The organism is Enterococcus sp. DIV0436a (assembly GCF_051711605.1).
GTDB classification, from domain to species: Bacteria; Bacillota; Bacilli; order Lactobacillales; family Enterococcaceae; genus Enterococcus_B; species Enterococcus_B faecium.
On the sequence record NZ_JBIONA010000001.1, the window covers coordinates 1103992 to 1128477 of the forward strand.

Genomic DNA, 24486 nt, shown 5'->3' on the forward strand with positions numbered 1-24486 from the left:
GAATCAGATGTCAAAAACAGAAAATGTATCAACAGCAAAACCAAAGATTGGCGGTGCAATTTATTCGGCACCACTAGGGACAACTTTGCCGACTGATGCAGTAATTGAATTAGACGATGCTTTTAAAAGTTTGGGTTATATCTCAGAAGATGGATTAACAAACAACAATACACCTGAAACAGACACAATCAAAGCTTGGGGCGGCGATACAGTCGATGTTGTACAAAGTGAAAAAGCTGATACTTTTGGTTATACGTTGATTGAAGCGTTAAATGTAGAAGTATTGAAAGAAGTATATGGTCCAAATAACGTATCTGGCAGTTTAGATACAATGATCACGATTAAAGCTAACGCTACGCTATTAGAAGCACATTGCTTAGTTGTAGATATGGTGTTGAAAGCTGGAGTTTTGAAACGTATCGTTATCCCAAATGCGACAGTTTCAGAGATTGGAGAAATTAGCTATGCTGATGAGGATGCAATTGGGTATGAAACTACTTTAACCGCTATGCCAGATGAAAATGGAGATACTCATATCGAATACATTCAAAAACCTAAATCAACACCTGCACCCTAATGCTCCCGGAGGCGTCCAAGGTACACTAAATGAAGATGGATCAATTAGTATGTCTTGGAATGCTGTGGATGGGGCGCAGGCTTATGTGATTCATTATGGCAATGCGAATGAATCTGATCCGCATGAAGCGACGTTTATGGGGTATTCAGAAACTACTTCCTGGACGTTAGCAGTTAAAGATATTTCAGCATGCAGCAGATCGTGAAGCGGAGAAAGCAAATTTCAATAAAATCATTTTCCTACATTTTGGTGCCTTGTTCGTCCAAGCTTTGCGCGTCGCGATTCCAGCAACGATCGTAGCGGCATTTGTTAGCGCGGAGATGGTAACAAAGATGCTGGATATGATTCCAGATGTGATCACAGGTGGTTTGGCAGTTGCTGGTGGGTTTATCGTAGTTGTTGGTTATGCGATGGTCTTGAACATGATGAGCGTTGCTTATTTGATGCCATTTTTCTATTTAGGATTCGTCATGGGCGGTTATTTGGAATTTAGTTTGTTAGCATTTGGGATTGTCGGTTTGATTACCGCATTAATCTATGTACAGCTGAATCCAAACTTTAATAAAAATGAAGTTCAAAACAATCATGTGGCGGTGGTTGTTTCTGGTGAATTAGCCGATGATGAATTAGAAGATTAGGGGGCAAACAAAATGGAAAACACTCCAATGGTAGATAAAAAAGAAATGTATACGCAATCACAATTAACAAAAAAAGATTTAATGACTACATTTGTCTTTTCAAATTTTCAACAGGCATCATTTAACTACGAACGAATTCATGCACTAGCATTTTGTGTGGATATGATTCCAACAATCCGTAGAATTTATAAAACTAAAGAAGAACAATCTGAAGCCCTGAAGCGTCATTTGACCTTTTTTAATACGACCCCGGCCGTCTGTGGACCAGTTATTGGTGTAACGATGGCGATGGAGGAAGCTCGAGCAAATGGGGCAGATATTGATGATGGGACAATCAATAGTTTAAAGGTTGGGTTGATGGGGCCATTGGCCGGCGTAGGAGATCCTTTAGTCTGGGGTACGTTACGTCCCATTACGGCGGCATTAGGAGCATCATTGGCTCTGTCTGGCAATGTGATGGGACCAATTTTGTTTTTTGTTGCCTTTAATGCAATTCGATTAGCAATGAAATGGTTTGGGTTGACTTACGGATTCAGTAAAGGAATGGATATCGTGAAAGATTTATCAGGAAATTTATTACAAAAATTGACCGAAGGAGCAACGATTCTCGGCTTATTCATTATGGGTGTATTGGTGACAAAGTGGACGACGATCAATATCCCATTGGTGGTTTCAAAAACACCAGGTGCAGACGGAAAGACTATTACTACCACAGTTCAAAATGTTTTAGATGATCTAGTACCTGGATTGCCTGCTTTAGGTTTGACATTGTTGATGATGTATTTACTGAAGAAAAAAGTTAGTCCAATTGTTTTGATCTTTATCTTATTCATAGTGGGAATCATTGGCTATTGGTCAGGCATTTTAACTTAGTCAGGAAAACGATGCGGATTAAAGAAACAATCAAGAGGATAGAAGCTTAAAAAAGAATTTGCTAATAGAAACTTAGGGGGAAGCAGAATGAAAACAAAAGCAGTACGATTATATGGTAAGAAAGATTTGCGTTTGGAAGAATTTGAATTACCTGAAATCAAAGAAAATGAAATTTTAGCATCCGTAATTACTGATAGTATTTGTATGTCAACATGGAAATTAGCAAATCAGGGAGCAAATCATAAAAAAGCACCAAATGATCTTGCAGAAAATCCAATTATTATTGGTCATGAATTCTGTGGTGAACTATTGGAAGTTGGTGGGAAATGGGCGCACAAATATAAAAAAGGTGAGCGCTATGTTTTGCAGGCGAATCTGCAATTGCCAGATCGTCCAGACTGTCCCGGTTATTCATATCCTTATACAGGTGGCGATGCCACATATATCGTAATTTCGGAAGATGTCATGAATCAAGATTGTTTGATTCCTTATAAAGGAGAGACTTATTTTGAAGGTTCGTTGGTCGAACCACTGTCTTGTGTTATCGGTGCTTTTGAAGCAAATTATCATTTAAAAGAAGGTTCTTACGAACACAAAATGGGGATCAAACCTGATGGCAACTTATTGATTATGGGTGGTACTGGACCAATGGGCTTATTGGCGATTGATTATGCGTTACATGGTCCAATCAAACCGAAAAACTTGGTTGTGACAGATCGTGATTCAGAAAAATTAGTACGCGCAGAAAAACTATATCCAAGTCAGAATGGAATTGAAGTTTCATATGTCAATGTAGCAAATGTGGAGGATCAAGTCAGTCTTTTGAAAGAAAGAATTGGCGGTGGATTTGATGATATTTTTGTTATGATTCCTGTAAATTCAGTTGTTAGTGATGCAGCGGCAATGTTAAACCCAGATGGTTGTTTGAATTTCTTTGCAGGTCCACAAGATAAAGAATTTTCTGCTAATATAAACTTTTATGATGTTCATTACTCATTTACTCATTTCGTTGGAACTTCAGGCGGAAATACTGAAGATATGCGAAAAGCAGTGAAATTAATCGAAGACAAACAAGTAACGGTGGCAAATATTGTTACACATATTCTCGGTTTAGATGCGGTGGGGGAAACTACTTTAAATCAGCCAGCAATCGGCGGTGGTAAAAAATTAGTTTATACTCATAAGCAAGCTCAATTAACGAAATTAACAGAAATTGATACAAATTCCGATTTAGGGAGAATATTAATGAAAACACATGGTATTTGGAACAAAGAAGCAGAAAAATATGTTTTAGAAAACTATGTAAATATTTAAATTAAATTAGGTATTTATCACCCATCTTCTACTATAGATAGGTGATAAATACCATTCCATTATTAACGAACGAATTCATCCATTTCTTTTCAAAAGAAGGCTTATCTGAAAAACTCGAATTTTTAAACCCTGATGTAATTATCCGGCAAGTAGAAGATGTAGTAGAAAAGTGCGAGAAAAGATTCAGTCTTCAGTTGAATGCTAAAATGAAGTTCAATTTAATGATGCATCTAGCTTTGATGGTCGAACGAACGATACTTGGTGCAAAAGACTATCCAGTCCCAGAAGATATCAACCAGCTGAAAATCAACAACAAATTGTTTTATCAAAATACACAAACGATTTTCTATACCTTGGAACAGTTTTATAAAATCAAAATATCGACATGGGAATTATATATACTTTATGAAATTTTAGCGGGATAGAAAGTATGAATCCGTCTGTTTGAATATTTTTTATTTGAGTATGATCAATACCACTAAACGTGTATCATTGATTAGTTTTCTTTTATTCATTACTTTTAAATATTTATAGTCATAGATAAGCTTCATGTAGGAATTCGTCAGCCGCGTATTATTCTACATGGAGTTTAATTTTTGTATGGTGATCCAGTCAAACTTTATTTAGGATAGAACGTGTAAACCATGATATTTTTAGAGAATATACGGTTTAAGATATTGAAAGCTGTTCTCAATTTTTTAATTTAAAAAATTTGAAAAAGCGTTTGATTATTTATATTACGACTTAGTGCAATAAAAAACGCTTTTTAACAGTACATGTAGTCGTCTTTATAATAGATAAACTCTGTAATATTAGTTAAAAAGCTATAAGTTGCACTTAGTTAAGTGCAAACATTTCATATTGTCGTTAGTTTAGAAAACGCTTATATTAGCAATGTAAGGAGAGATGATAATGCAGCAGCTAACAAAAAGAGAAAGGCAGCTTTTGATTTACTTGGTGGAAATGTCTGAACCGGTAACAATCAAAAAGTTGGCTGAAAAAGAAAATGTTAGTGTTCGGACGATAAAATACGATCTAGATGATATAAGAGAGTGGCTGAATGAGCGGAAGCAAGTCCTATATAGCAAACGTAGTCAGGGAATTTGGATGAATATTAGTAGCTCTGATCGAATCAAATTAAAAAGCGAATTGATGGATGTTAATCGTTTTGAAATATTTGCAGATCAAAGTCTCCGAATCAAACGTTTACTAATTATGCTTTTAGTAACAAAAGAAGCTATTACTGGAATGAAAATGGCCAACGCATTAGATGTCAGCAAAGATACGATCATGAATGATTTAGATGTGCTGGAAAATAATTTTCTTAAGGAAGGATTGACCTTGAATCGTCAGGCGCGAAAGGGTTTTTGGATCACAGGAGAAGAACGTCTAGTTCGATTAACGATTGAAGAGATTCTTCAAAAAGAGTTCACGGATTATGACATTTATAAATTAATGTCATTGTTATTGAATGGCGGTGAGACTGAATACTTTGAAATGTATTCTGCTACTGCTACACCTATCCAAGAGGTATTTAATCAAGTAATCATTCGAATGCGGCACTTACTGGAATTTGAAAATCTAGAGAAACTGAATTACGCGGAATTACTAAATATTCTGATTCGAGTGACAATTGCTACCGTTCGCTTACGCAAAGAGGCTACGATTGGTCGTTATCAATTGGTTGCTGAACAAGAATTAGACAAAAACGATCTTTCTTATCGCGTCATGCAGCAGGTCTTTGATTATTATCAGTTGCCACTGTTCGAGGATGAATATCATTATATCTATAGTGATACATTCGACACGATTCACCAGCAAGACGTCATGAAACTAGTTGAGAATGTGATTTATAAAGTAAGTAAAGCAATCAACCATTCTTTTTATCAAGATCCACAATTGTTGACGAATCTGTATGCTCATTTATCCATGCGATTATCGAGAAAGAAAAAATTTGTCAATGAATATAATCCTTTTAAAGAAGATATCAAGCAGAAATACCCGGAATTATTTGATGCGATCAAGCAAGCAGTTCGACAAGAAATAAGTGAACAAAATATTCTGATCAATGATTCTTTCGTGGCATATATTGCCTTACACTTTTTGGTTTCCTACGAAAGAGAAGAAGATCTACGAAGCGTTAGAGCCGTCTACATTTGTTCAACAGGGTTGGGTGTGACTAGTCTGATCAAGCAAAAGATCAATGAAGAATTAAATAATATCACTATCGTGGCATTTGCTTCAGTATTGAATGCGCAAGAAATGATTGCCACCAAAGATCCTGATTTGGTGATTAGTATTTTTCCAATCAATGGCATCGATCGTCCTTTCATCAAAGTCCATCCATTACCCACTGAACAGGACTTGAAAAAAATTCAACAAATAATAAAAAAAATACTTGCTTCTTCCAATCAGCAGGAAAGGCATAACTTGAATCTTAGAGAAACGTCCATCAATAAAGATACTTTAGAAGACTTTAGCAAGGAATTGATTTTGAAAGCTTATACGATTTATGAACGTTTACTTGTCATTTTGGAAGCAGAATTGATCCAAGAATATCGAGAAGCTTTTTTGCTTCATGTATTCTTAATGGTTCATCGTATCACATTTGATCAACAATATATGGCAGAAGGTCGTCAAGCAGACCAGATTATTTTAGACAAAGGAACACTGGTAGGAAAAATCGAAGCAGTTTTTGCAGAAAATAATTTAGGAATCAATCAGTCAGAAATCAGTGCATTATTCTCATATATAAAAGAAGGAGCGTCAAGTTAGTGAAAATGTCAGACGAGGCTTTAAAAATTATCGAGGAAAGTCAAAATCGGGAAAAGTTAAAACAAGTGATTGATCTAATTGAAGAGCGATTAGTAGAACATGCTATTGTACCAACCGAGTTGCAGTGGACCATTCTAATTAATCACTTGAATGAGATGCTGAAACGTTCTCAAAGAAAGGAAACGATTCCCGTAGTCGATCGGGATTTGTTCAAAGAAGTATCCAAAGAAGCCATAACTATTTCTGATGAAATAGTTAGAAGTATCGGTAATTTAACCGATGATGAAATATATGTTTTGTCGATTCATTTTGAAACAGCAAAAAATAATTAATATTTAGGAGGAAACAATCATGATTAAAGTAGTTATTGCAGACCGTATGGGTAAAGGACAAAATGTGGCCAAAGGGGTAGAAGCAGCTGGTGGAAAAGCAGTTGTCGTACCAGGAATGGGGGCAGATATGCGTTTGGGCGATGTGATGCAACAAGAGCATGCAGATATGGGTATCTCTTTTTGTGGTAGTGGTGGTGCAGGTGCATTAACAGCAGCAACAAAATATGGCTATCCAGAACGACATGGTATGCGTTCGATTGAAGAAGGGATCACAGCTATCAAGGATGGCAAAACTGTTCTAGGTTTCGGCTTTATGGATCAAGAGGAATTAGGGAAACGTCTGACAGAAGAATTTATCAAAAAGCATGGAAAATAGAAAGAGGGACATGAAATGAGCGTTCAAAAGACAATTCAGCAAAAAGTTATCGTCTCCGGTAAAGGGGAAACAAAGCAACATGCTTTTGCATCAGCGTTAGCAGAAATTCAAAACAAAATAATGGAACAATCAAACGTATTATTGCGAATCGAACCAGTCAATGTGGATATTTTAAAGGCGGTCGAAAACAAATACACAGAACGCTTTCTATTTTTCTTCTTCCCACGGCAACGTATTAGCTATGAAGTCGAACTCTCTGTTACTGTGGCTGTAACAGAAATAAAATTGGCAGACATATCGTTCAGCCAGCAAATGATTGAAGATCCAAATGGGATTGCCATTCCATTTGTAACTAAAAAAATCTAATTTTGAATCATAAGGGGGAAAGAATAACGTGGATTTCGTAATCATTCTAGTCAAATCGGTCATTATCGGGGGATTACTTGGTTTTGCAGCATCTGTCGGGGCAGCTCGAATGTTTCATGCACCTAATACACAAGGTTTAGGAGCTTTTAGAACATTAGGCGAAATGAATGCCTGCATGGGTGATCCAGCTTCTCATTTTTCATTTGGTTTAGGCTTTTTCTTTAATGCATGGGCTTCTTCAGTTGGTGCTGGTGCATTCACACAAGATGTGACGCATCGAATCATTCCCAATTGGGCAGCGGCAGCACTTCTAGCAAAAAAAAAAGATGTCACCCAGACCATGCATGATCCGAAAAAAATGGGGATCATTGGAGCGGTTATCGGGGCAGTGGTGGTAGCCTTCTTAAACACAACAGCTGCAGCAATTCCAGAGGCGTTACAAGTGACGGCGGTTTCCGTTTTGGTACCAGCAGCGACGATTCTGATCAATACAGTAATGCCAGTTATTTTTTGGTTGGCAGCTTTAGACGCAGGGAAACGAACTGGTTTTTGGGGCACTCTTTTTGGTGGTATCGCGCAATTGATTATGGGAAATGCGGTACCTGGTGTTGTTCTAGGAATCTTGATTGGTAAAGGCGTCGATGAGAGCGGTTGGAATCGCGTCACGAAGAGCATGATGATCGCTATTGTTTTATTATTTATTTTCAGTGGATTTTTCCGTGGATTTGATATGGAAATGATCAAGAGCTTCCAGCTTCAAGTGCCTAATTGGCTTGATAACTTGCACAACATCTTTAGTGTGAAATAGGAGGAGAATCATGGAGACAACAGAAGAACAAGCAAAAGTATTAGAAGCAAAGCGGCAAAAGAGCTTTTGGTTTGCAGACTGGTCTTTTCCGCTAATCGTAGGAATTATGTCCGCTGCTGTATTTGCAGGAACACACATGTATGTGATGTATGGTGTGGGTGCATTCAATGAAGTTTCGATCGTGGCGATGTTAAAAGCCGGGCTGGATGGCGGATCCTATGGCGCAGCGGCAGCGTTTGGTGCTAGTTTCTTATTTGCCAGAATTTTAGAAGGCTCTTTAGTTGGGATCTTGGACTTAGGCGGTTCGATCCTAACTGGGATCGGAATTGGGGTACCAGCAATTCTCTTAAGTATGAAAATAGCGGCACCAATCGATAATTTTGCACTCTCTTTATTGACTGGTTTGGTTCTAGGTTTGATTGTTGGTGGCATCATTGTCTTGATTCGTAAATTTACGATCAATCAATCAAATTCCACTTTTGGTGCTGACGTCATGATGGGGGCAGGAAATTCATCTGGACGTTTTTTGGGTCCATTAATTATATTAAGCGCGTGTGCAGCATCTATTCCAATCGGCATTGGCGCTACATTAGGAGCACTAGGATTCTATGCTTGGAAAAAACCAATTGCTGGAGGTGCTATTTTAGGAGCAATGATTTTAGGAGCAATCTTCCCGGCAGTAAATTAATAGAAAGAGGGTCATTAAATGTTTGATACTTTGATTAAAAATGGAAGGTTGGTTGATGGATCTAAAATAGAGGTCGCTATAGAAAAAGGCATGATTAAAGCAGTTGCAGCAGAAATAAATCAGCCGGCGCAAGAAGTAGTTGACTTGGAGGGAAAGTATTATTTATCCGCTGGGTGGATCGATGATCATGTCCACTGCTATGAAAAGATGAGTCTTTATTATGACTATCCTGATCAGATAGGGGTCGAAAAAGGTGTGACGACGGTCATTGATGCTGGAACTACGGGAGCAGAAAACATCCGTGAATTTTATCAATTGACGAAATCGGTCAAGACAAATGTGTATGCGCTAATGAATATCTCTAAATGGGGCATTGTCAAACAAGATGAACTTGCTGATCTAACAAAGATTCAAGAAGATCTAGTAAGTACTGCGTTAGCAGAACTGCCGGAATTTATTGTCGGGATCAAAGCGAGAATGAGTAAGACAGTTGTTGGTGAAAATGGCATTAAGCCATTAGAATTAGCTAAAAAAATCCAGTCAGAAAACAATGATCTGCCATTGATGGTTCATATCGGTTCTGCACCTCCTGAGTTAGAAGAAGTATTGTCAAGAATGGAAAGAGGCGATGTATTGACCCATTGTTTTAATGGAAAACCAAACGGTATTTTAGATCCAAAGACAGATCAAATTAAAAACTTTGTCTGGGATGCTTACAATAATGGTGTTGTCTTTGATATTGGACATGGGACGGATAGCTTTAATTTCCATGTGGCAGAAACCGCACTAAAAGCAGGAATGAAAGCTACCTCTATTAGTACGGATATCTACATCCGCAATCGTACAAATGGCCCAGTTTTTGATCTAGCAACTACTTTAGAAAAATTGAGGGTAGTCGGCTATTCTTGGGAAGAAATCATTGAAAAAGTTACAGCAGTTCCTGCACGGAATTTTCATTTGAAGAATAAGGGCCAGTTAGCTGTCAATTATGATGCAGATTTGACGATATTTGAGATTGTTGAAAATGAAAAGGAATTGAAAGATTCCAACGGATTTACACGTATAGCTAAAGAACAAATTTTACCGATTAAAACAATTATTGGAGGCGTCATATATGACAATTAGCTATGGAAAGTTTGATTTAAAAGAAGTCATTAATGCATCGGGAAAAATGACGATCCTAGGGGTTTCTAAGGTATCTGAAAGTGTCCTAGCAGCACAACGATTTGGAGGCGAACATTTTTTTGAGATGAGTGATCTTGCCATCAAAATCGGCGCTTATCTTTCTCAATTACTGAAAGTGGAAGATGCGCAAATCGTTTCTTCTGCTTCAGCAGGGATTGCTCAATCTGTTGCTGCTTTAATCGGACAGGGCGACATGTACCATGTCTATCATCCCTATACAGAAAAAATCGCTAGACGGGAAATCATCATACCTAAGGGACATAATGTAGATTATGGGACACCGGTTGAAGTAATGGTTGCTCAAGGTGGAGGAAGAGTCATAGAAGCTGGCTATGCAAATATGTGTACACCGGAACATGTTTCCATGATGATTACGGAAAAAACTGCTGCGCTTCTATATATTAAAAGTCATCATGCAGTTCAGAAAAGTATGCTGACGGTGGCAGAAATGGTAGAAGTTGCCAAAGCTCATCGTTTGCCATTGATCGTTGATGCAGCTGCGGAAGAAGATTTATTCAAATATAGCGAAATGGGCGTTGACTTAGTGATTTACTCTGGGGCAAAAGCAATCGAAGGTCCGAGTGCCGGACTGGTCATAGGAAAAAAGAAGTATATTCAATGGATTCGGCTACAGTCTAAAGGTATTGGCCGAGCAATGAAAATCGGTAAAGATAATATTTTAGGCTTTACCCAGGCACTAGAAGATTATTTAAAAAATGGGAGCGAATCCGGTGACTCCATGAAGCAACGATTAGCGCCTTTTGTTAACGCAATCAATCAACTTCCTGACCTAACAGCGAAAATAGTTCAAGATGGTGCCGGCAGAGATATTTATCGAGCAAGTGTAACGATTAATGGCGATAAAAGTGCGAAAGTAGTCATTCAGGAATTAAAAGCACGAAATCCAGCAGTCTACACCCGAGAATATCAAGCAAATAACGGAATCATTGAGTTCGACATTCGTTCTGTCAGCCAAAACGAAATGGAAAAAATTATAAAAAGATTGAGAGAAATCATGTAGGAGGCTTTTAAATTGTCAGTTATCCCAAATTATTATAAAAATCGTGTATGTTTAAATGTATTAGCTCATTCAGTTGAAAATGCAAAAGCATGCTATGAAGCAGCAGAAGGGCATGTCGTACTAGGTGTGCTATCGAAAAATTATGCTAGCGATGAAGCAGCAATCGAAGATATGAAAAGGTACCAAGACGCAACCAATAATGCGTTGTCAGTTGGATTAGGCGCTGGAGATCCAAACCAAAGTCAGATGGTTTCGCGTTTATCTGGGGTTTTACAACCACAACATGTCAATCAAGTATTTACTGGCGTGGGGACTTCTCGTGCTTTATTGGGCCAAAATGATACAGTCATCAATGGATTGGTTTCACCAACAGGTAAGATCGGCTATGTCAATATTGCTACAGGTCCGTTAAGTTCACAAGCGCCAGCAGCTGAAGTGCCTATTGAAACTGCCATTCAAATGCTGCAAGACATGGGAGGTACTTCAATCAAGTATTTCCCGATGAAAGGCTTAGCACATAGGGAAGAATTTAAAGCAGTTGCGGAAGCTTGCGCAAAATATGAATTCTATTTAGAGCCAACAGGAGGAATTGATCTTTCAAACTTTGAAGAAATTCTGAAAATTGCAATCGATGCAGGTGTAAAAAAAGTGATTCCTCATGTTTATAGTTCAATTATAGATAAAGAAACAGGAGATACGCGTATAGGAGACGTAAAGATACTATTAAGCATGGTAAAAAAAATTATTCACTAACTCATTAGAAAATAAGAAGCTTATTCCAGAATGAAATTAAATGGAATAAGCTTTTTATAATTAATTACGGAAATTGTTAATGTAGATAATAATTTAGATGTACGTAAGCAGAAGTACAGAAATGTAAGATTTTCCAATATTATTTTATTCAACATAATAAATCGTATATCAATTTTTTTAGCGAAATTTCTATTTATTCCAAGAATTTCAGTTATTACGGAATCATTTTGTGCTTAATAAAAAGAAACCGTTTTTATATACTATAAATGTAGAAAGGCGGTAGGAAAATGAAAAAAATTATTGCAATCACATCCTGTCCAGTTGGTATTGCCCATACATACATGGCAGCAGAAAACTTAGAGAAAGCGGGGAAAGCAGTTGGCGCCGAGGTAAAAGTCGAAACACATGGTTCCATCGGTATTGAAAATGAATTGACTGCAAGAGATATCGAAGAAGCAGCTGGTGTAATCATCGCAGCAGATACTAAAATAGATAAATCACGATTCGGCGGTAAACCTTTGATAACCGTAGGTGTGCAAGAAGGAATCCACCATGCAGATGAGTTGGTGAGAGATATTTTAGCAGGAAAAGCGCCAGTCTATAAAAGTACGGAGGCAATTATTTCTTCCGAAAATAAAAGTGAATCAGAAAATTTAGGTAAAAAAATCTATAAGAGTTTGATGAATGGCGTTTCGTACATGGTACCTTTCGTAGTTACAGGAGGGTTATTGATCGCGATTTCTTTAACATTAGGAGGAACAGCTACACCTGAAGGGATCAAGATACCAGAAGGAACGATTTGGGCAACGATGAATAGTATCGGAAGTATCGCTATGGGGTTGATGGTTCCAATTCTATCTGCATTTATTGCGCAAAGTATTGCAGATCGTCCAGGACTTGTTCCTGGATTTGTTGGTGGGATGTTAGCGGCAAACGGAGCATTATATGGTAGTGATGCGAATGCGGGATTCTTAGGCGGGATCATCACTGGATTTTTAGCAGGATTCATTGCTTTAGGAATCAAGAAAGTGCGAGTACCGAAAGCTTTACAATCGATCATGCCAATTATTGTTATCCCAATTTTAGGATCATTGGCAGTTGGTTTTGTGTTTATCTATGTTATTGGAGAACCAGTAGCTCTTCTATTTAGTTCATTGACTCACTTTTTAGCAGGTATGCAAGGAGGAAGTGAAATTGTTCTAGCTATGATCTTAGGAGCGATGATTGCTTTTGATATGGGGGGGCCGTTCAATAAAGTAGCCTTTTTGTTCGGATCTGGCTTGATTGCAGAAGGCAATTATTCCATTATGGGGCCAATTGCTGTAGCTATCTGTATCCCTCCATTAGCATTGGGGCTGGCATCATTGATTTTAAAAACCAAATTTACGAAAACAGAACGAGAAGCTGGTAAGGCGTCCTTAGCAATGGGACTGTTTGGGATTACAGAAGGCGCTATTCCGTTTGCTTCAACAGATCCACTACGGGTGATTCCAAGCATTGTAGTCGGGGCAATGACAGGAAGTGTGATCGCGATGCTTTCAGGAGTGACAGATCATGTAGCTCATGGCGGTCCGATCGTAGCGGTTTTAGGAGCAGTGGATCACGTAGCCATGTTTTTTGTAGCAGTGATTGCTGGTATTGCTGTAACCGTGCTAATGTTAAGAATCCTTAAACCGACATTACAACAAACTGCGGTTGCTGCAGCAAATGGTGTGACAGTAGCAGATCTATCAGAGACTGAAACAAGTGATGTTTATACGAAAACTGAAACTTTTGATTCTATCACGGATATTATGTCAGATGAAGCAATCGTTTTAGGTGAAACAGCAACAACAAAAGACGGAGTAATCGAAGATTTAGTCCAACGTTTAGAAAAAACAGCGGCGATCACAGATAAAACCAGATTTAAAGAAGTCATCTATGATAGAGAACATGAAAGTACAACGGGAATCGGTATGGGGATTGCTATTCCACATGGAAAATCAGCTTATGTTCTTAAACCAACAGTGGCATTTGCCAGAAGTCAATCTGGGGTAGATTGGCATTCTTTAGATGGAAAACCTGCACATATGATCTTTATGATTGCTGTACCTGAAAACAGCCAAGGTGATATGCACTTGAAAATACTGCAACGTCTATCACGTAAATTGATGGATGATGACTTCCGTCAAGCACTGATGGAAGCGCCAGATAAAACAGCAGTTCACCAATTATTAAGCGAAATGTAACATAAGATGAAAAATCGACCGTGATGAGACATAATAGATGTGTTATCATGATCGATTTTTTATTTAGAAGGGAGTTTCTGCACATTATGAATCAGCGTCAGCAATCTTTGATCTATCAATTAAGTGAGAACAATAATTATATAACAACAAAAAAGCTAGCAGAGCATTTCCATGTGTCAGAAAGAACGATTCATAGCGATTTGAATACCATTGAAACTTGGTTGAGAGACAAACATCTGCCTTTAATGTTTGAAAGAAAAAAAGGTACAGGTATCTTGTTGAATGGTCTGCCTCACGAAAGGGAACAACTGAAACGAGCGCTTAATGAAGAGACTCAAACAGAAATGGATAAAAAACAGCTTCGTCAGTTATTGATTTTCCATCTACTAGTAGCAAAAGACGGATTTAGTCTTGAAGAACTTTCAGAAAAACTATATGTTGGAAAACGTACGATTCGTAAAGAATTGACAGAGTTGCAAAGCTTTTTTGAGTATCACCATTTACAGCTAGTATCCAAAACAAAACTAGGAACTTTTCTTAAAGGCGATGAACAAGAAAAAAGACAGTTGCTTGTTAAGACATTACGAAATATGCAGAAAGAAGATCCGCAAAGTCCGTCGTTGAAAGAATTCTTCGCTAAAGATACATTAAAAGTTATCCAACATACATTACAAGATGTTTTTTATGAAAACCATTTAGAACAGCCGAATGGACTGGCTAGTGTGGAGATTCACATCTACTTTATGCTCGAGCGAATGAAACAGTACCAGAAAGTGAAATTAAGTAAAGACGAAAACGAAGTCGTGGAACACACCCAAGCACAAAAGTTAAGTAGTCAAATATTAGCAAAACTAGCCACCATCTATCCAATTGAATTTTCTCCTGATGAAATCAATTATCTGGCTTTGCGTATCGCCAATCTTTTTACAAATTCACAAGCAGCCACACGTTTTCAAAAGGAATCTAGCGCACTTGCTGATCATTTGATCGAACAAGTGGAACAGTTTCTAGGCTATTCATTAAAAGAAGATCAGCTACTAAAACAAAATTTAAGGTCTCATCTATCTTCAACTTATTTTCGACTCCATTATGGTTTGCAGATTTCTAATCCATTGACGAAAAATGTGTTTAGTACGTACACACAACTTTTCTTAGTTTTACAGTTAATTTTAGAAGATTATTTTGAAAAGGAAAATTTTTATGTTCCACAAGAGGAGACAGCTTATTTAACGATCCATTTCCAAGCAGCGATCGAGCGACACAAACATCAGAAAAGTAGAAGATATCAAACGGTTTTAGTTAGTGAATATTCAAAAGCTATGGCTACTTTTCTCGAAGCACGGCTGAACAGAGAACTTCCAGAATTAACGATTATGGATCTAGTTGAATATAAGCCAGAATTAAAGAGGCAAGATTTTCCCTCTGTTGATTTTATCTTGGCTACGTTACCATTTAAACATATAAGCATTCCAGTAATCGAGATCTCACCAATGATCACAGAAACTGATCTAGCCTATTTGACAAAATATATGCTGGAGCATGTGCCTATCAAGAAGAAAAAAACATTTGATCTAGCAAGCTTTACTCATCCATTTCTGATCTTTCCTCAACTTGAACGGACAGACCCAGCCGATATTTTAAACTTTATGGGAAACGTCTTAGTGGAACATCATTATGTGGAGCCGGAATTCATCGATTCTGTCTTGGAAAGAGACAGTCACTCCAGTACTAGAGTAGCACCATTTGTAACAATCCCTCACGGTAATCCGCTGTATGTGAAGCATTCGATGATTTCTATTGCTACAATGAAAGAACCAGTCCTATGGCACGGGGAACAGATACGTATCGTACTGCTATTAGCAATAAAGAAAAATGATTTGAAACATGCAGAGTTCAAAAAAATATTTTCTGTTATTCACTATTTAGAAAAGCAGCCAGAACAAATGGCTCAGTTGATGCAATCCAATCATCCGCTAGAAATCTTAACGTTGTTATCTAGTTATGAATAAGTAGCGATTAAAAAACTGCCTTTATATTTATAATAATTCTATCTATTTATTTGGAAGTAGAAAACTAAATACAAAAAAAGAGGATGTGGCCAAAGTTGTGGCACATCCTTTTATTTTGAGTTTCTTATAATTTTTTATAGTTGCTTACGATGTCTTGACTACTGGTAAACGGTGTTCAAGAGACAATTTGTCGGCAATAAGGCACAATTTTGTAAAATATGGAAAGCTATTTTTTTAACATTGTTTCTTAGTGCTTGAAAAATCATTTTGAATACTTCTTTATACGATCGATGTACGTTGATTTAAGTTTAAAACTTTTCTTTTGATTCCTTCTCTGACTTTTCTGAATTCCGCTAATATTTCTTCTTCGCTCCCGACAGCTTGTGCAGGATCTTTTAGGTCCCAGTGAAGGTGTTCGTGATTGTTTGGAATGGCAGGGCACTTGTCTTTGGCATCACCACAAAGTGTAATGACCAAGTCTGCCTGAGTAAAGTAATCTCTATCAATCAAATCAGACGTCTGTTTGGAAATATCGATGCCGTCTTCTGCCATGATTTTTACAGCTCTTGGATTCAAGCCATGTGTCTCGATTCCCGCACTTCTGATCTCAAACATTGAAGGAGACAAGTATTTACGCGCGTAGCCTTCTGCTATTTGACTGCGACATGAATTGCCCGTACATAAGAAATAGATTTTTTTCATTTGATTTCCTCCGTTATGGATTAGTAAATGTCACTGTTTATCTAAAGTAAACTCTATGTGATGGAGCGAAAAAAACAATGGGTTTCTTAGTTTATATATTTCTTTTTGTTCAGCGTATAAATCGATGTGTACAAAGAACTCATCTTGTCTTTTTTACCATAAATACATGTTAGAAACAATCATTTTGAGTCAAAAATCAACGATGTAACAGACTGTTAAAAGAGATTAAGACACGGCAGATGATGAAGAAAGTAGGGGTGTAGTAAGCCGATACATTTCTTGATTGTGAGGCGAGAACAATTATTCGTCTTTTAAGAAAAAAAGGGTTCAGTATAAATTCTTGTGTAAACGGCTGTGAGATTTAGGATGCCTTTCGGGATATTTCCATTAATCGCAGAAAGAAGTATTCATCATCTGGATACCCATAACCCTTACGTCTCTCAGTCTTGATCTTATTGTTGATACCCTCAAGTTTGCCAGTTGATATCCCGTATTTGGCGAACGTGTAGATCCCTCTCAAATGGTTATTTAAGAGACGCGCAAACCAAATAAAGTGGCTATTCTCAGTTGCCTTGCAGATGTCTATGATCCCTTCAAGTCTAACGCACATTTCCACCTCGTCATGTGAGTTGTATGCCTGGTCTAGCAAGTCTTTGACGAGGTCTATTGTGAAGAAGAGCTTGTTTTCTTCCAACAGCTCGTCATACCATGCTTCATTACCGCCATAAGCCTTTATTTCTGGTGTATTGAATATTTCACCAGCAGTAGACACTAGCTTGCCTTGACGGGCATCCTCGTCCTTCTGAACTAATGTGGACCTCTTAGACATCAAGATGTAACGTGAGTTCTTAAGCAACTTAGCAGCCTCTGGAGAGCCTTCTTCAGCCAGCCGTCTTTGTTCATCCTTTCTGATCTCTGAAACCACTTTATCGTTGAAATTCTTGATAATGTGGAAGCGATCATAGACGATGTCTAGCTTGGGATAGCGCCCTTTAAAAGCTTCTTCGAAGTCTGAATTCATGTCGCAAGCCACCGCCTCAACTTTTGACATCCACTCATCGCCAACATGATCCATAAACTCGAAAACAACGGCTTTCTTCTTGCCATGGGCTAAGTAGAGAATATACCCTGTTTCCCAGTCTATGATTGCGGTGGCGTACTTATGGCCATCGTGGAGCTTAAACTCATCAATGGCTAAGTATTTTGCCTGCCTTTCAGGTTTTATGAGTGTCTTGCCATCAGTTGTAAATTTAGACAGTAGAAGAGACTTGTGAATTGACTTTACAGTCATCTTGTCCAAGCCAGTAAGCCAAGCCACTGCCTTTAGAGTAAGGCCATAGCTTAACAGTTTCTCAGTGTATTCTTTTAAAGGTTTGGTGATGCGATAACCATCAGCTTTAAAAGGGATAGACTGGCTTCTAGTGTTGAATTGGCAATCAATGTTAAGACAACGAAAACGTGCATAGGACACTCTGATATTGGTGTGTACTCCACCAATAGCGACGTGCTTAAGGGTAGATTCTAAAGACCCATTTTTAACTAGTTTTCTTGAGCAATTAGGACAGAAGGTATCACCACGCTCATCTAGCTTTCCTACAAAGGTTAATCCACCTTCATTTTGAATTGGCTCGCCAACTTGAATAAAGTCGGTAAGACCAGAATTAAAGGATAAGACACCTTTGTTAGGCATAACATCTTGAGTAGTAACTGACAGTTCTGTATAATTCATAGTAAGAAGGGCTCCCCATGTTTTTGTCGTTATTAACATTGTAAGGGACAACCCTTCTTTTTTTGTTATCTAATTTCTATTTACACAAGAATTTATACTGAACCAAAAAAAGTAGTAGAATCAGTTCATATTAAAAATAAAAAACCTTCCATTTTTGTAGGTTTAAAGGAGGTCATTACCTTGAAAAAAATCGGCTTTTTAAGCTTTGGACATTGGATGGAGCAAGGATCGCTTGTGAAATCAGCTCAAGATGCTTATTTGCAATCGATTGATTTAGCGGTGGAAGCAGAAAAAATCGGAGTGGACGGAGCGTTTTTCCGCGTACATCATTTTGCCCCTCAGATTGGGTCGCCGTTTCCTTTGCTAGCGGCAATCGGCGCAAAGACAAGTAAGATTGAAATCGGTACAGGACTTATTGATATGCGATATGAAAACCCTTATTATATGGCAGAAAATGCCGGATTGACAGATATCATCACGCAAGGAAGAGTGCAACTAGGAGTGGGGCGTGGTTCACCTGAACAAGTTCTAGATGGCTGGAAATACTTTGGTTATGATTACAGTGAAGAAGAAATCAAAGAGGTAACACGGGAACGCACCCTTGAATTCTTGGAATTACTTGAAGGAAAACCATTTGCAGAACCAAATCCTCAACCAATGTTCCCGCAAGGATCAGGAAAATTACGGATAGAACCTTATTCAGAAGGATTACGACAAAGAATCTGGTGGGGAGCTGGTTCGCAGCAAACGGCAATCTGGGCAGCACAACATGGAATGAATCTGCAATCATCTACATTAGTCAATTACGAATCCCATGAGCCATTCCATATCCAACAAGCAAACCAATTACGTGCGTATAAAGAAGCGTGGAAGCAAGCAGGTCATGATTTTGAACCAAGAACATTAGTTACTCGCTCGATTCAGCCAATCACCACTGATTTGGATCGACGCTTATTTGGACAAGACGGTAGTCCGCAACAAGATGCTGTCGGCTATCTTGCTTATCACCGAAACCCAACGATTTTTGGAAAAACTTTTGCTGGTGAACCTGATCAATTAATCAAGGAGCTAGCTGAAGATGAAGCAATCAAAGAAGCAGACACAGTACTTGTCACGATTCCTAATACTTTAGGTGTTGAATACAACATGCATTTGCTTGAAACAATCGTAAAAGATATCGCTCCAGAATTAGGATGGCGATAAAAAGGATATTTCTGTAAGTGCAGGATACTTGAGTGAAAAAATAAACACTTCTAACAATCAGTTAGAGGTGTTTATTCATGTTTTCATGAAGTTCATAGAGAAGGAAAGTGAGTTATCCGTTTGTTCAGTGAGAATGTTCATAAGCTTCTTTTACATGTTGGGGTAAATCATCAGGAATCAGTTTCAATACGGCTTCTTCATTGCCGGTTTTTATTGCTTCTTCATAGTACCAGCTTTTGTAATTTAGCATAGCGAGTACTCTTTCTAATTTTGTTATTTCTTCTTCTACAACTTCTTTTTGCTTTTCGAATAGTTCTTTACGAACCGCAAACGTCTTACTGCCTTCTTTGCTCCATTCCATGAATTGCTCGATGTCTTTTATTTCTAAACCAGATTTTTTCAAACAATCAATGACTCTCAAAGCCTCTAATTCACTCTCTGAAAATTTTCTAATACCGGAAACACGCTGGATATCAGGAAATAATCCCTCTTTGTCGTAATAACGTAAAGTAGAAACAGGAAGTCCAAACATTTCAGATACTTGTCCAATGGAATACATAAAAAAATCCTCCTAAATTAAAATTTTACCCTTGACCTAAAGTCAGGTTTAAGTTTTATCATGATAATACATTCAAAAACAAATGTCAATTTTGATCAAAGGAGCGTTTAGAATATGAGTAAAGAATTAAATATCACCCAAGAATGGGACAAAGTATTTCCAAAAAGCGAGCAAGTCAATCATCGAAAGGTGAGCTTCCCGAATCGTTTTGGTATCACATTAGTCGCTGATTTATATGAACCAAAAGAAGTAAGTGAAGAGAAATTGCCAGCAATCGCTGTGAGCGGACCATTTGGCGCAGTAAAGGAACAATCGTCTGGTCTATATGCGCAGACGATGGCTGAAAGAGGCTTTCTAACGATTGCATTTGACCCATCGTTTACAGGAGAAAGCGGAGGAATACCACGATATGTTGCTTCACCTGATATCAATACGGAAGACTTTCAAGCGGCAGTGGACTTTTTATCTGTACAAAAAAATGTAAACCCTGAGAAGATCGGAATCATCGGTATTTGTGGATGGGGAGGTATGGCATTGAATGCGGCAGCAATCGATACACGGGTCAAAGCAACAGTCGTCTCAACAATGTACGATATGACTCGAGTAACAGCCAATGGCTACTTCGATGCTATGGATGAAGATGCCCGATATAAAATGCGTGAAGAATTAAATGCACAACGTATCATTGATTTCAAACAAGGGGACTACGCACGTGCTGGAGGAGTGGTTGACCCATTGCCTGAAGATGCTCCTCAATTTGTCAAAGACTATCATGCGTATTATAAAACAGACCGCGGATATCATGTCCGTTCTTTAAACTCCAATGATGGTTGGAATAGGACATCAGGGTTGTCACTTATGAATGCAAAACTATTGCATTATATTCCAGAAATCCGTCATGCAGTCTTAGTCATTCACGGGGAAAAAGCTCATTCACGTTACTTTGGGGAGGACGCTTTCAAAGAACTAAAAGGTGACAACAAGGAACTCATGATCATTCCAGGAGCATCCCATACAGATCTATACGACCAGACAGACATCATTCCATTTGAAAAAATGGCAACATTCTTTGAAGAGAACCTTGTGTAACCAAAAGGATTTAATCTAAAAGAGATTATGAAAAAACTGCCCTGCATCAAGTAATAAGGACAGCCAAAAAAGCTCCTCATTTTTGACTTGGTTGGACTCATTAGCGCAGATGCAAGCTTTTGAGCACCGTTTAAAGAAGAGGTTGTGAAAAAGCCGCTTAGTTTCGAGTATTAAGAAAAATTTTGTGAAAATGGCTTTCCACATTTTTGCATAAATTTGGCTTAATACCGAGAAACTGGCTTTTGAACACCGTTTATACCAAGAGGTCGTGAGCCTGCCGTTTAACTCTGAGTCACAAGGAGCAATTTCAAAAAATAGCTTCTCATGTTTGTGGAATATTGTGACTTGTGACCGAGGAGTTGGCATGAGAACACCGTTTATTCGAAAAAGGACTGTGACACTGTACTGACCCCCAAAAGTTAGACCAAAAAATCTAACTTTTGGGGGTCGGTACACACGTTTTTTGTCACAGTCTCTTTGTGTCTCATTTCATATAAACAATTATTTACTTTGTACTATTTATTTCATTTCTGTGATTTTAATATTTTTTGCTAAATTTTTTACATCAGCTGGGATAACTTTCCCGACTTCTGATTGCTGTGCATTCGACATGCCGCAAGCCATTGCGTACCTTACACATTCTTTTAAAGGATAATTCTGTTCTAATGAATGAGCAAAACCTCCAACAGTGGCATCCCCAGAGCCTGTTGTATTAATGATAGGAATCTTAGGGATCTCAACATTCCAAAATTCTTCTTTTACTTTGACTACTGCACCATACGAGCCGCAAGAAATCATGATAACATCGATATCTTTAAATAGTGGATTTGTTTTTAGATGGTGTTTTATGTCGCTTTTTTGAGTAATTTTTTGATGGATGATATCTGAAAACTCATGGATATTAGGTTTGATGAACATCGGTTTATACTTACTTGCTAAGACTTCACGGAGATGTTGTCCAGATATATCCATTAATATATAGGTGGAAGGATCTATTTGTTCTTTGATATATTGTAATAATTTAGCATACAAAAAGGGATCTGGATTGTTAACAGAACCATTTATTGTAATGACTGAAAGGTAATTATTTTTACTGATTTGTTTGATATCATTCATTAATTTTTTGATAGTAGTATCTGCTATTTCAGGACCAGCTTCCACTAGCTCTGTCTGCGTTTCATCATCATGCATGATCGTGACGGCACCTCTTGATTCTTCTGCAATAGGTAAAAAATGCAAATCAAACAAATTTTCATTTTTCAGCATATCTTGAATCATACTGCCAAAATAACCGCCCAAAAACCCCGTTAAAATAACTGATGAACCTAGTAGAGCAGAAGCTCGTCCGCAATTGATTCCCTTGCCGCCTACATAGCGTACCGGAGAATCAAAGCGTGTCATCGTACCTAATTCAAAGTGTTTTGTAAAATAAATGGAATCAATGGATGGGTTCATCGTGATTGTCAGTATCATTTTTGGGCTCCTTTAATATTGTTAAGTATTTTGAATAATGATTGAAATCCTGTTCTGATAAATGATTATCGGTTATTAGATAATCAAAATCGGTTAATTTTCTAAAAGTATAGACGTCTGATTTATTTAATTTTGAATAATCTGCAACAATGCATTTGATTTTTGCTGCATTGAGCGCTGCGTTCTGAATATTTCCCTCAATAAATTGAGCGGTTGTCACATTGTTATCAAATATGCCGTTTGTTGCAGCGAAAGAGATATCGACATTCAAACTTTCAAAAGATCTTTCTGCAACTTCCCCAATGAACTCTTCTGTAATAGGAGAAAATTCGCCACCAGTAAGTAAAATCCGATAACTTGTATGATTCTTTAAATAGTTGAAAGCAATCAAACTGTTTGTAATTACAAATAGATTTTTCTTTTGAATGAAAGGAAGTGCATATAGGATCGTTGTTCCAGCACCGACATAAATAGTAGAATTATCGGGAATCATACTGTTCATGACTTGACCAATATATTTTTTTTCGGCTACATTCGTATCAATTTTTTCTTGAGTCGATAGTTCTCGATTATAAGGTTCCTTTCGTTCAACGCCACCATATAGCTTTTTTACTTTATTTTTTTTTGCTAATTCAGTGACATCTCGGCGTATGGTCATTTCTGATACGCCTAATTTGTTAGCGATTTCTGAATTAGTTAAATAAAAATCTTTCTCTAATAACGTAATGATTCGTTCTTGTCTTTCTTTTTTCAGCATATGAATTACTCCTTTAACATAAAAGTCAATTTTTGTTCGACTTTGTTCTTCTTAATTATATAGATAAACGATTTTATTTTCAAGTAGATCAAATTTAACAAAATAAATTTCTTTTGAAAGCGTTGACAAAACAAACTAACAGAAATATAATGTTCTTGTAAAACAAAGATGAACTTAGTAGAACAATAAATTAACAAACTTAATCAAAAAGGAGGAGGTTGGAATGAAATATAAAGAGATGTTCGTTCCTAGTTTGATTCAATTAGCGGTAGAAGTAAAAAATAAAGAAGAAGCTTTTTTAATCGCTGCACAACGATTAGAAAAAATGGGGTACGTCAATGAGAATTATTTGAATGGACTGATTGCAAGAGAAAGAGAATTTCCTACTGGATTGATTACTAAGTATTTAAATATCGCGCTGCCACATTCGGAATGTGAATATGTCGAAAAGCCATTTGTTTTTGTTATGCAGCTGAAGACCCCAATTTATTTTTATCAAATGGGGGATAATCAGGAAATGACTGTAGAAAATCTATTTTTTTTAGGAATCAAAGAACCAAAAGAACAAGTAGGATTACTTCAAGCGTTTATGAATTTATTCATGGATGAAACATTCGTGGAAAATTATAAGAAACAAGAAACACCGCAAAACATATACGAACTTATTACAAATTATATTTAGGAGGAAGAAAAAATGAAAAATCGGTTAATTGTCGCATGTGGAAGTGGAGTAGCAACGAGTCAGACAATCGCTAGTAAGATCCAAAGTATGTTAGAAGATGACGGCATCGCATTTCCTGTAGAAGCAGTTGATTACAAATCGATTCAAAATGAGCTTCTAACTGCTGGAATCTATGTGTATGTCGCACAACCTGATGAGGAAGTACTTGAACAAGCAAAAGATTTGGGTATTGAAGTATTTCCAGGAATTCCATTTTTAACTGGAATGGGTGTAGAACCTATTTATGACAGTATCAAAGAGTTAGTACAGTAAAGGAGGATTGTTGGATAAAAAAGTTGGTTCATAGTTT

24 protein-coding genes and 2 pseudogenes are annotated in these 24486 nt (G+C 37.5%); 21 read left to right on the plus strand and 5 right to left on the minus strand.

What is annotated here, in order from left to right; genetic code table 11:
* Positions 1-7 precede the first annotated feature (7 nt).
* From IGL15_RS05370 to IGL15_RS05450, 17 genes and pseudogenes are all read left to right on the plus strand, one after another.
* Entirely contained in the window at positions 8-577 is a 570-nt protein-coding gene (locus tag IGL15_RS05370; protein ID WP_123840293.1) for a phage tail protein, read from the plus strand.
* 49 nt (positions 578-626) lie between these two features.
* Entirely contained in the window at positions 627-782 is a 156-nt protein-coding gene (locus IGL15_RS05375; protein WP_438766901.1) for a hypothetical protein, read from the plus strand.
* Positions 760-1215, plus strand: a pseudogene (locus IGL15_RS05380) (PTS sugar transporter subunit IIC); the annotation flags it as partial. The gene IGL15_RS05375 and the pseudogene IGL15_RS05380, both read left to right, overlap by 23 nt.
* Before the next feature lie 12 nt (positions 1216-1227).
* Complete coding sequence (locus tag IGL15_RS05385; protein ID WP_104772008.1) at positions 1228-2088, plus strand: PTS system mannose/fructose/sorbose family transporter subunit IID; 861 nt, start codon at positions 1228-1230, stop codon at positions 2086-2088.
* An 87-nt stretch (positions 2089-2175) separates the two neighbouring features.
* Positions 2176-3402, plus strand: coding sequence for a zinc-binding dehydrogenase (locus tag IGL15_RS05390; protein ID WP_169061940.1), 1227 nt, complete (start codon positions 2176-2178; stop codon positions 3400-3402).
* A gap of 47 nt (positions 3403-3449) precedes the next feature.
* Positions 3450-3827 (plus strand): annotated as a pseudogene (locus IGL15_RS05395) (PRD domain-containing protein); the annotation flags it as partial.
* Between the two features lie 487 nt (positions 3828-4314).
* Positions 4315-6177 carry a BglG family transcription antiterminator gene (locus IGL15_RS05400; protein ID WP_002334339.1) on the plus strand — a complete coding sequence of 621 codons (1863 nt, stop codon included), beginning with the start codon at positions 4315-4317 and terminating at the stop codon, positions 6175-6177.
* Positions 6177-6509 carry a PRD domain-containing protein gene (locus tag IGL15_RS05405; RefSeq protein WP_002291790.1) on the plus strand — a complete coding sequence of 111 codons (333 nt, stop codon included), beginning with the start codon at positions 6177-6179 and terminating at the stop codon, positions 6507-6509. The genes IGL15_RS05400 and IGL15_RS05405 overlap by 1 nt, the downstream gene beginning before the upstream one ends.
* Before the next feature lie 19 nt (positions 6510-6528).
* Positions 6529-6885 carry a glycine-rich SFCGS family protein gene (locus tag IGL15_RS05410; protein ID WP_002288314.1) on the plus strand — a complete coding sequence of 119 codons (357 nt, stop codon included), beginning with the start codon at positions 6529-6531 and terminating at the stop codon, positions 6883-6885.
* Positions 6886-6900: 15 nt separating this feature from the next.
* Positions 6901-7251 carry a DUF4312 family protein gene (locus tag IGL15_RS05415; RefSeq protein ID WP_002330233.1) on the plus strand — a complete coding sequence of 117 codons (351 nt, stop codon included), beginning with the start codon at positions 6901-6903 and terminating at the stop codon, positions 7249-7251.
* Between the two features lie 28 nt (positions 7252-7279).
* Entirely contained in the window at positions 7280-8059 is a 780-nt protein-coding gene (locus IGL15_RS05420) for a DUF4311 domain-containing protein (RefSeq protein WP_104765292.1), read from the plus strand.
* Positions 8060-8069: 10 nt separating this feature from the next.
* Complete coding sequence (locus IGL15_RS05425; RefSeq protein ID WP_002296962.1) at positions 8070-8747, plus strand: DUF4310 family protein; 678 nt, start codon at positions 8070-8072, stop codon at positions 8745-8747.
* Positions 8748-8765: 18 nt separating this feature from the next.
* The gene (locus tag IGL15_RS05430; RefSeq protein WP_002330232.1) at positions 8766-9872 is read left to right on the plus strand and encodes an amidohydrolase/deacetylase family metallohydrolase; all 1107 of its coding nucleotides are present in this window, start codon (positions 8766-8768) and stop codon (positions 9870-9872) included.
* The gene (locus IGL15_RS05435; RefSeq protein ID WP_104765293.1) at positions 9862-10953 is read left to right on the plus strand and encodes a DgaE family pyridoxal phosphate-dependent ammonia lyase; all 1092 of its coding nucleotides are present in this window, start codon (positions 9862-9864) and stop codon (positions 10951-10953) included. Before IGL15_RS05430 ends, IGL15_RS05435 begins: the two co-directional genes overlap by 11 nt.
* 12 nt (positions 10954-10965) lie before the next feature.
* Entirely contained in the window at positions 10966-11706 is a 741-nt protein-coding gene (gene dagF / locus IGL15_RS05440) for a 2-dehydro-3-deoxy-phosphogluconate aldolase (protein ID WP_002288301.1), read from the plus strand.
* 287 nt (positions 11707-11993) lie between these two features.
* The gene (locus tag IGL15_RS05445; protein ID WP_104765294.1) at positions 11994-13934 is read left to right on the plus strand and encodes a PTS fructose transporter subunit IIABC; all 1941 of its coding nucleotides are present in this window, start codon (positions 11994-11996) and stop codon (positions 13932-13934) included.
* 86 nt (positions 13935-14020) lie between these two features.
* A complete protein-coding gene (locus IGL15_RS05450; protein WP_002288297.1) occupies positions 14021-15943 on the plus strand; it encodes a BglG family transcription antiterminator in 1923 nt (640 codons plus the stop codon).
* Between the two features lie 279 nt (positions 15944-16222).
* Here the strand turns inward: IGL15_RS05450 and arsC are convergent, their stop codons facing one another.
* Entirely contained in the window at positions 16223-16645 is a 423-nt protein-coding gene (gene arsC, locus IGL15_RS05455; protein WP_438766912.1) for an arsenate reductase (thioredoxin), read from the minus strand.
* A 361-nt stretch (positions 16646-17006) separates the two neighbouring features.
* Positions 17007-18374: an ISL3 family transposase gene (locus tag IGL15_RS05460; RefSeq protein ID WP_043921381.1), complete on the minus strand. Its 1368-nt coding sequence runs from the start codon at positions 18372-18374 to the stop codon at positions 17007-17009.
* A gap of 180 nt (positions 18375-18554) precedes the next feature.
* On the opposite strand from IGL15_RS05460, the gene IGL15_RS05465 reads away from it, so the two are divergent.
* Complete coding sequence (locus tag IGL15_RS05465) at positions 18555-19577, plus strand: LLM class flavin-dependent oxidoreductase (protein ID WP_002299744.1); 1023 nt, start codon at positions 18555-18557, stop codon at positions 19575-19577.
* 124 nt (positions 19578-19701) lie between these two features.
* Here the strand turns inward: IGL15_RS05465 and IGL15_RS05470 are convergent, their stop codons facing one another.
* Positions 19702-20136: a MerR family transcriptional regulator gene (locus IGL15_RS05470; protein WP_104765453.1), complete on the minus strand. Its 435-nt coding sequence runs from the start codon at positions 20134-20136 to the stop codon at positions 19702-19704.
* Between the two features lie 114 nt (positions 20137-20250).
* Here IGL15_RS05470 and IGL15_RS05475 point away from each other — a divergent pair, with 114 nt between their 5' ends.
* A complete protein-coding gene (locus IGL15_RS05475) occupies positions 20251-21225 on the plus strand; it encodes an alpha/beta hydrolase (protein ID WP_086300143.1) in 975 nt (324 codons plus the stop codon).
* A 519-nt stretch (positions 21226-21744) separates the two neighbouring features.
* Here IGL15_RS05475 and IGL15_RS05480 read toward each other — a convergent pair.
* Both IGL15_RS05480 and IGL15_RS05485 read right to left on the minus strand, forming a co-directional pair.
* Positions 21745-22698: a 1-phosphofructokinase family hexose kinase gene (locus IGL15_RS05480; RefSeq protein WP_002324635.1), complete on the minus strand. Its 954-nt coding sequence runs from the start codon at positions 22696-22698 to the stop codon at positions 21745-21747.
* Complete coding sequence (locus IGL15_RS05485; protein WP_002306971.1) at positions 22664-23455, minus strand: DeoR/GlpR family DNA-binding transcription regulator; 792 nt, start codon at positions 23453-23455, stop codon at positions 22664-22666. Before IGL15_RS05485 ends, IGL15_RS05480 begins: the two co-directional genes overlap by 35 nt.
* A gap of 223 nt (positions 23456-23678) precedes the next feature.
* Here IGL15_RS05485 and IGL15_RS05490 point away from each other — a divergent pair, with 223 nt between their 5' ends.
* Together IGL15_RS05490 and IGL15_RS05495 are read left to right on the plus strand one after the other, a co-directional pair.
* The gene (locus IGL15_RS05490) at positions 23679-24137 is read left to right on the plus strand and encodes a PTS sugar transporter subunit IIA (RefSeq protein WP_002306970.1); all 459 of its coding nucleotides are present in this window, start codon (positions 23679-23681) and stop codon (positions 24135-24137) included.
* A gap of 12 nt (positions 24138-24149) precedes the next feature.
* A complete protein-coding gene (locus tag IGL15_RS05495; protein WP_002288285.1) occupies positions 24150-24449 on the plus strand; it encodes a PTS sugar transporter subunit IIB in 300 nt (99 codons plus the stop codon).
* Positions 24450-24486: the final 37 nt, after the last annotated feature.

Coding starts and splice junctions, on each gene's coding strand:
- IGL15_RS05375 (WP_438766901.1), top strand. CDS start 627: ATGTCTTGGAATGCTGTGGATGGGGCGCAGGCTTATGTGATTCATTAT.
- IGL15_RS05450 (WP_002288297.1), top strand. CDS start 14,021: ATGAATCAGCGTCAGCAATCTTTGATCTATCAATTAAGTGAGAACAAT.
- IGL15_RS05385 (WP_104772008.1), top strand. CDS start 1,228: ATGGAAAACACTCCAATGGTAGATAAAAAAGAAATGTATACGCAATCA.
- IGL15_RS05445 (WP_104765294.1), top strand. CDS start 11,994: ATGAAAAAAATTATTGCAATCACATCCTGTCCAGTTGGTATTGCCCAT.
- IGL15_RS05460 (WP_043921381.1), bottom strand. CDS start 18,374: ATGAATTATACAGAACTGTCAGTTACTACTCAAGATGTTATGCCTAAC.
- IGL15_RS05390 (WP_169061940.1), top strand. CDS start 2,176: ATGAAAACAAAAGCAGTACGATTATATGGTAAGAAAGATTTGCGTTTG.
- IGL15_RS05470 (WP_104765453.1), bottom strand. CDS start 20,136: ATGTATTCCATTGGACAAGTATCTGAAATGTTTGGACTTCCTGTTTCT.
- IGL15_RS05370 (WP_123840293.1), top strand. CDS start 8: ATGTCAAAAACAGAAAATGTATCAACAGCAAAACCAAAGATTGGCGGT.
- IGL15_RS05400 (WP_002334339.1), top strand. CDS start 4,315: ATGCAGCAGCTAACAAAAAGAGAAAGGCAGCTTTTGATTTACTTGGTG.
- IGL15_RS05425 (WP_002296962.1), top strand. CDS start 8,070: ATGGAGACAACAGAAGAACAAGCAAAAGTATTAGAAGCAAAGCGGCAA.
- IGL15_RS05435 (WP_104765293.1), top strand. CDS start 9,862: ATGACAATTAGCTATGGAAAGTTTGATTTAAAAGAAGTCATTAATGCA.
- IGL15_RS05480 (WP_002324635.1), bottom strand. CDS start 22,698: ATGATACTGACAATCACGATGAACCCATCCATTGATTCCATTTATTTT.
- IGL15_RS05430 (WP_002330232.1), top strand. CDS start 8,766: ATGTTTGATACTTTGATTAAAAATGGAAGGTTGGTTGATGGATCTAAA.
- IGL15_RS05475 (WP_086300143.1), top strand. CDS start 20,251: ATGAGTAAAGAATTAAATATCACCCAAGAATGGGACAAAGTATTTCCA.
- arsC (WP_438766912.1), bottom strand. CDS start 16,645: ATGAAAAAAATCTATTTCTTATGTACGGGCAATTCATGTCGCAGTCAA.
- IGL15_RS05415 (WP_002330233.1), top strand. CDS start 6,901: ATGAGCGTTCAAAAGACAATTCAGCAAAAAGTTATCGTCTCCGGTAAA.
- IGL15_RS05495 (WP_002288285.1), top strand. CDS start 24,150: ATGAAAAATCGGTTAATTGTCGCATGTGGAAGTGGAGTAGCAACGAGT.
- IGL15_RS05490 (WP_002306970.1), top strand. CDS start 23,679: ATGAAATATAAAGAGATGTTCGTTCCTAGTTTGATTCAATTAGCGGTA.
- IGL15_RS05485 (WP_002306971.1), bottom strand. CDS start 23,455: ATGCTGAAAAAAGAAAGACAAGAACGAATCATTACGTTATTAGAGAAA.
- IGL15_RS05410 (WP_002288314.1), top strand. CDS start 6,529: ATGATTAAAGTAGTTATTGCAGACCGTATGGGTAAAGGACAAAATGTG.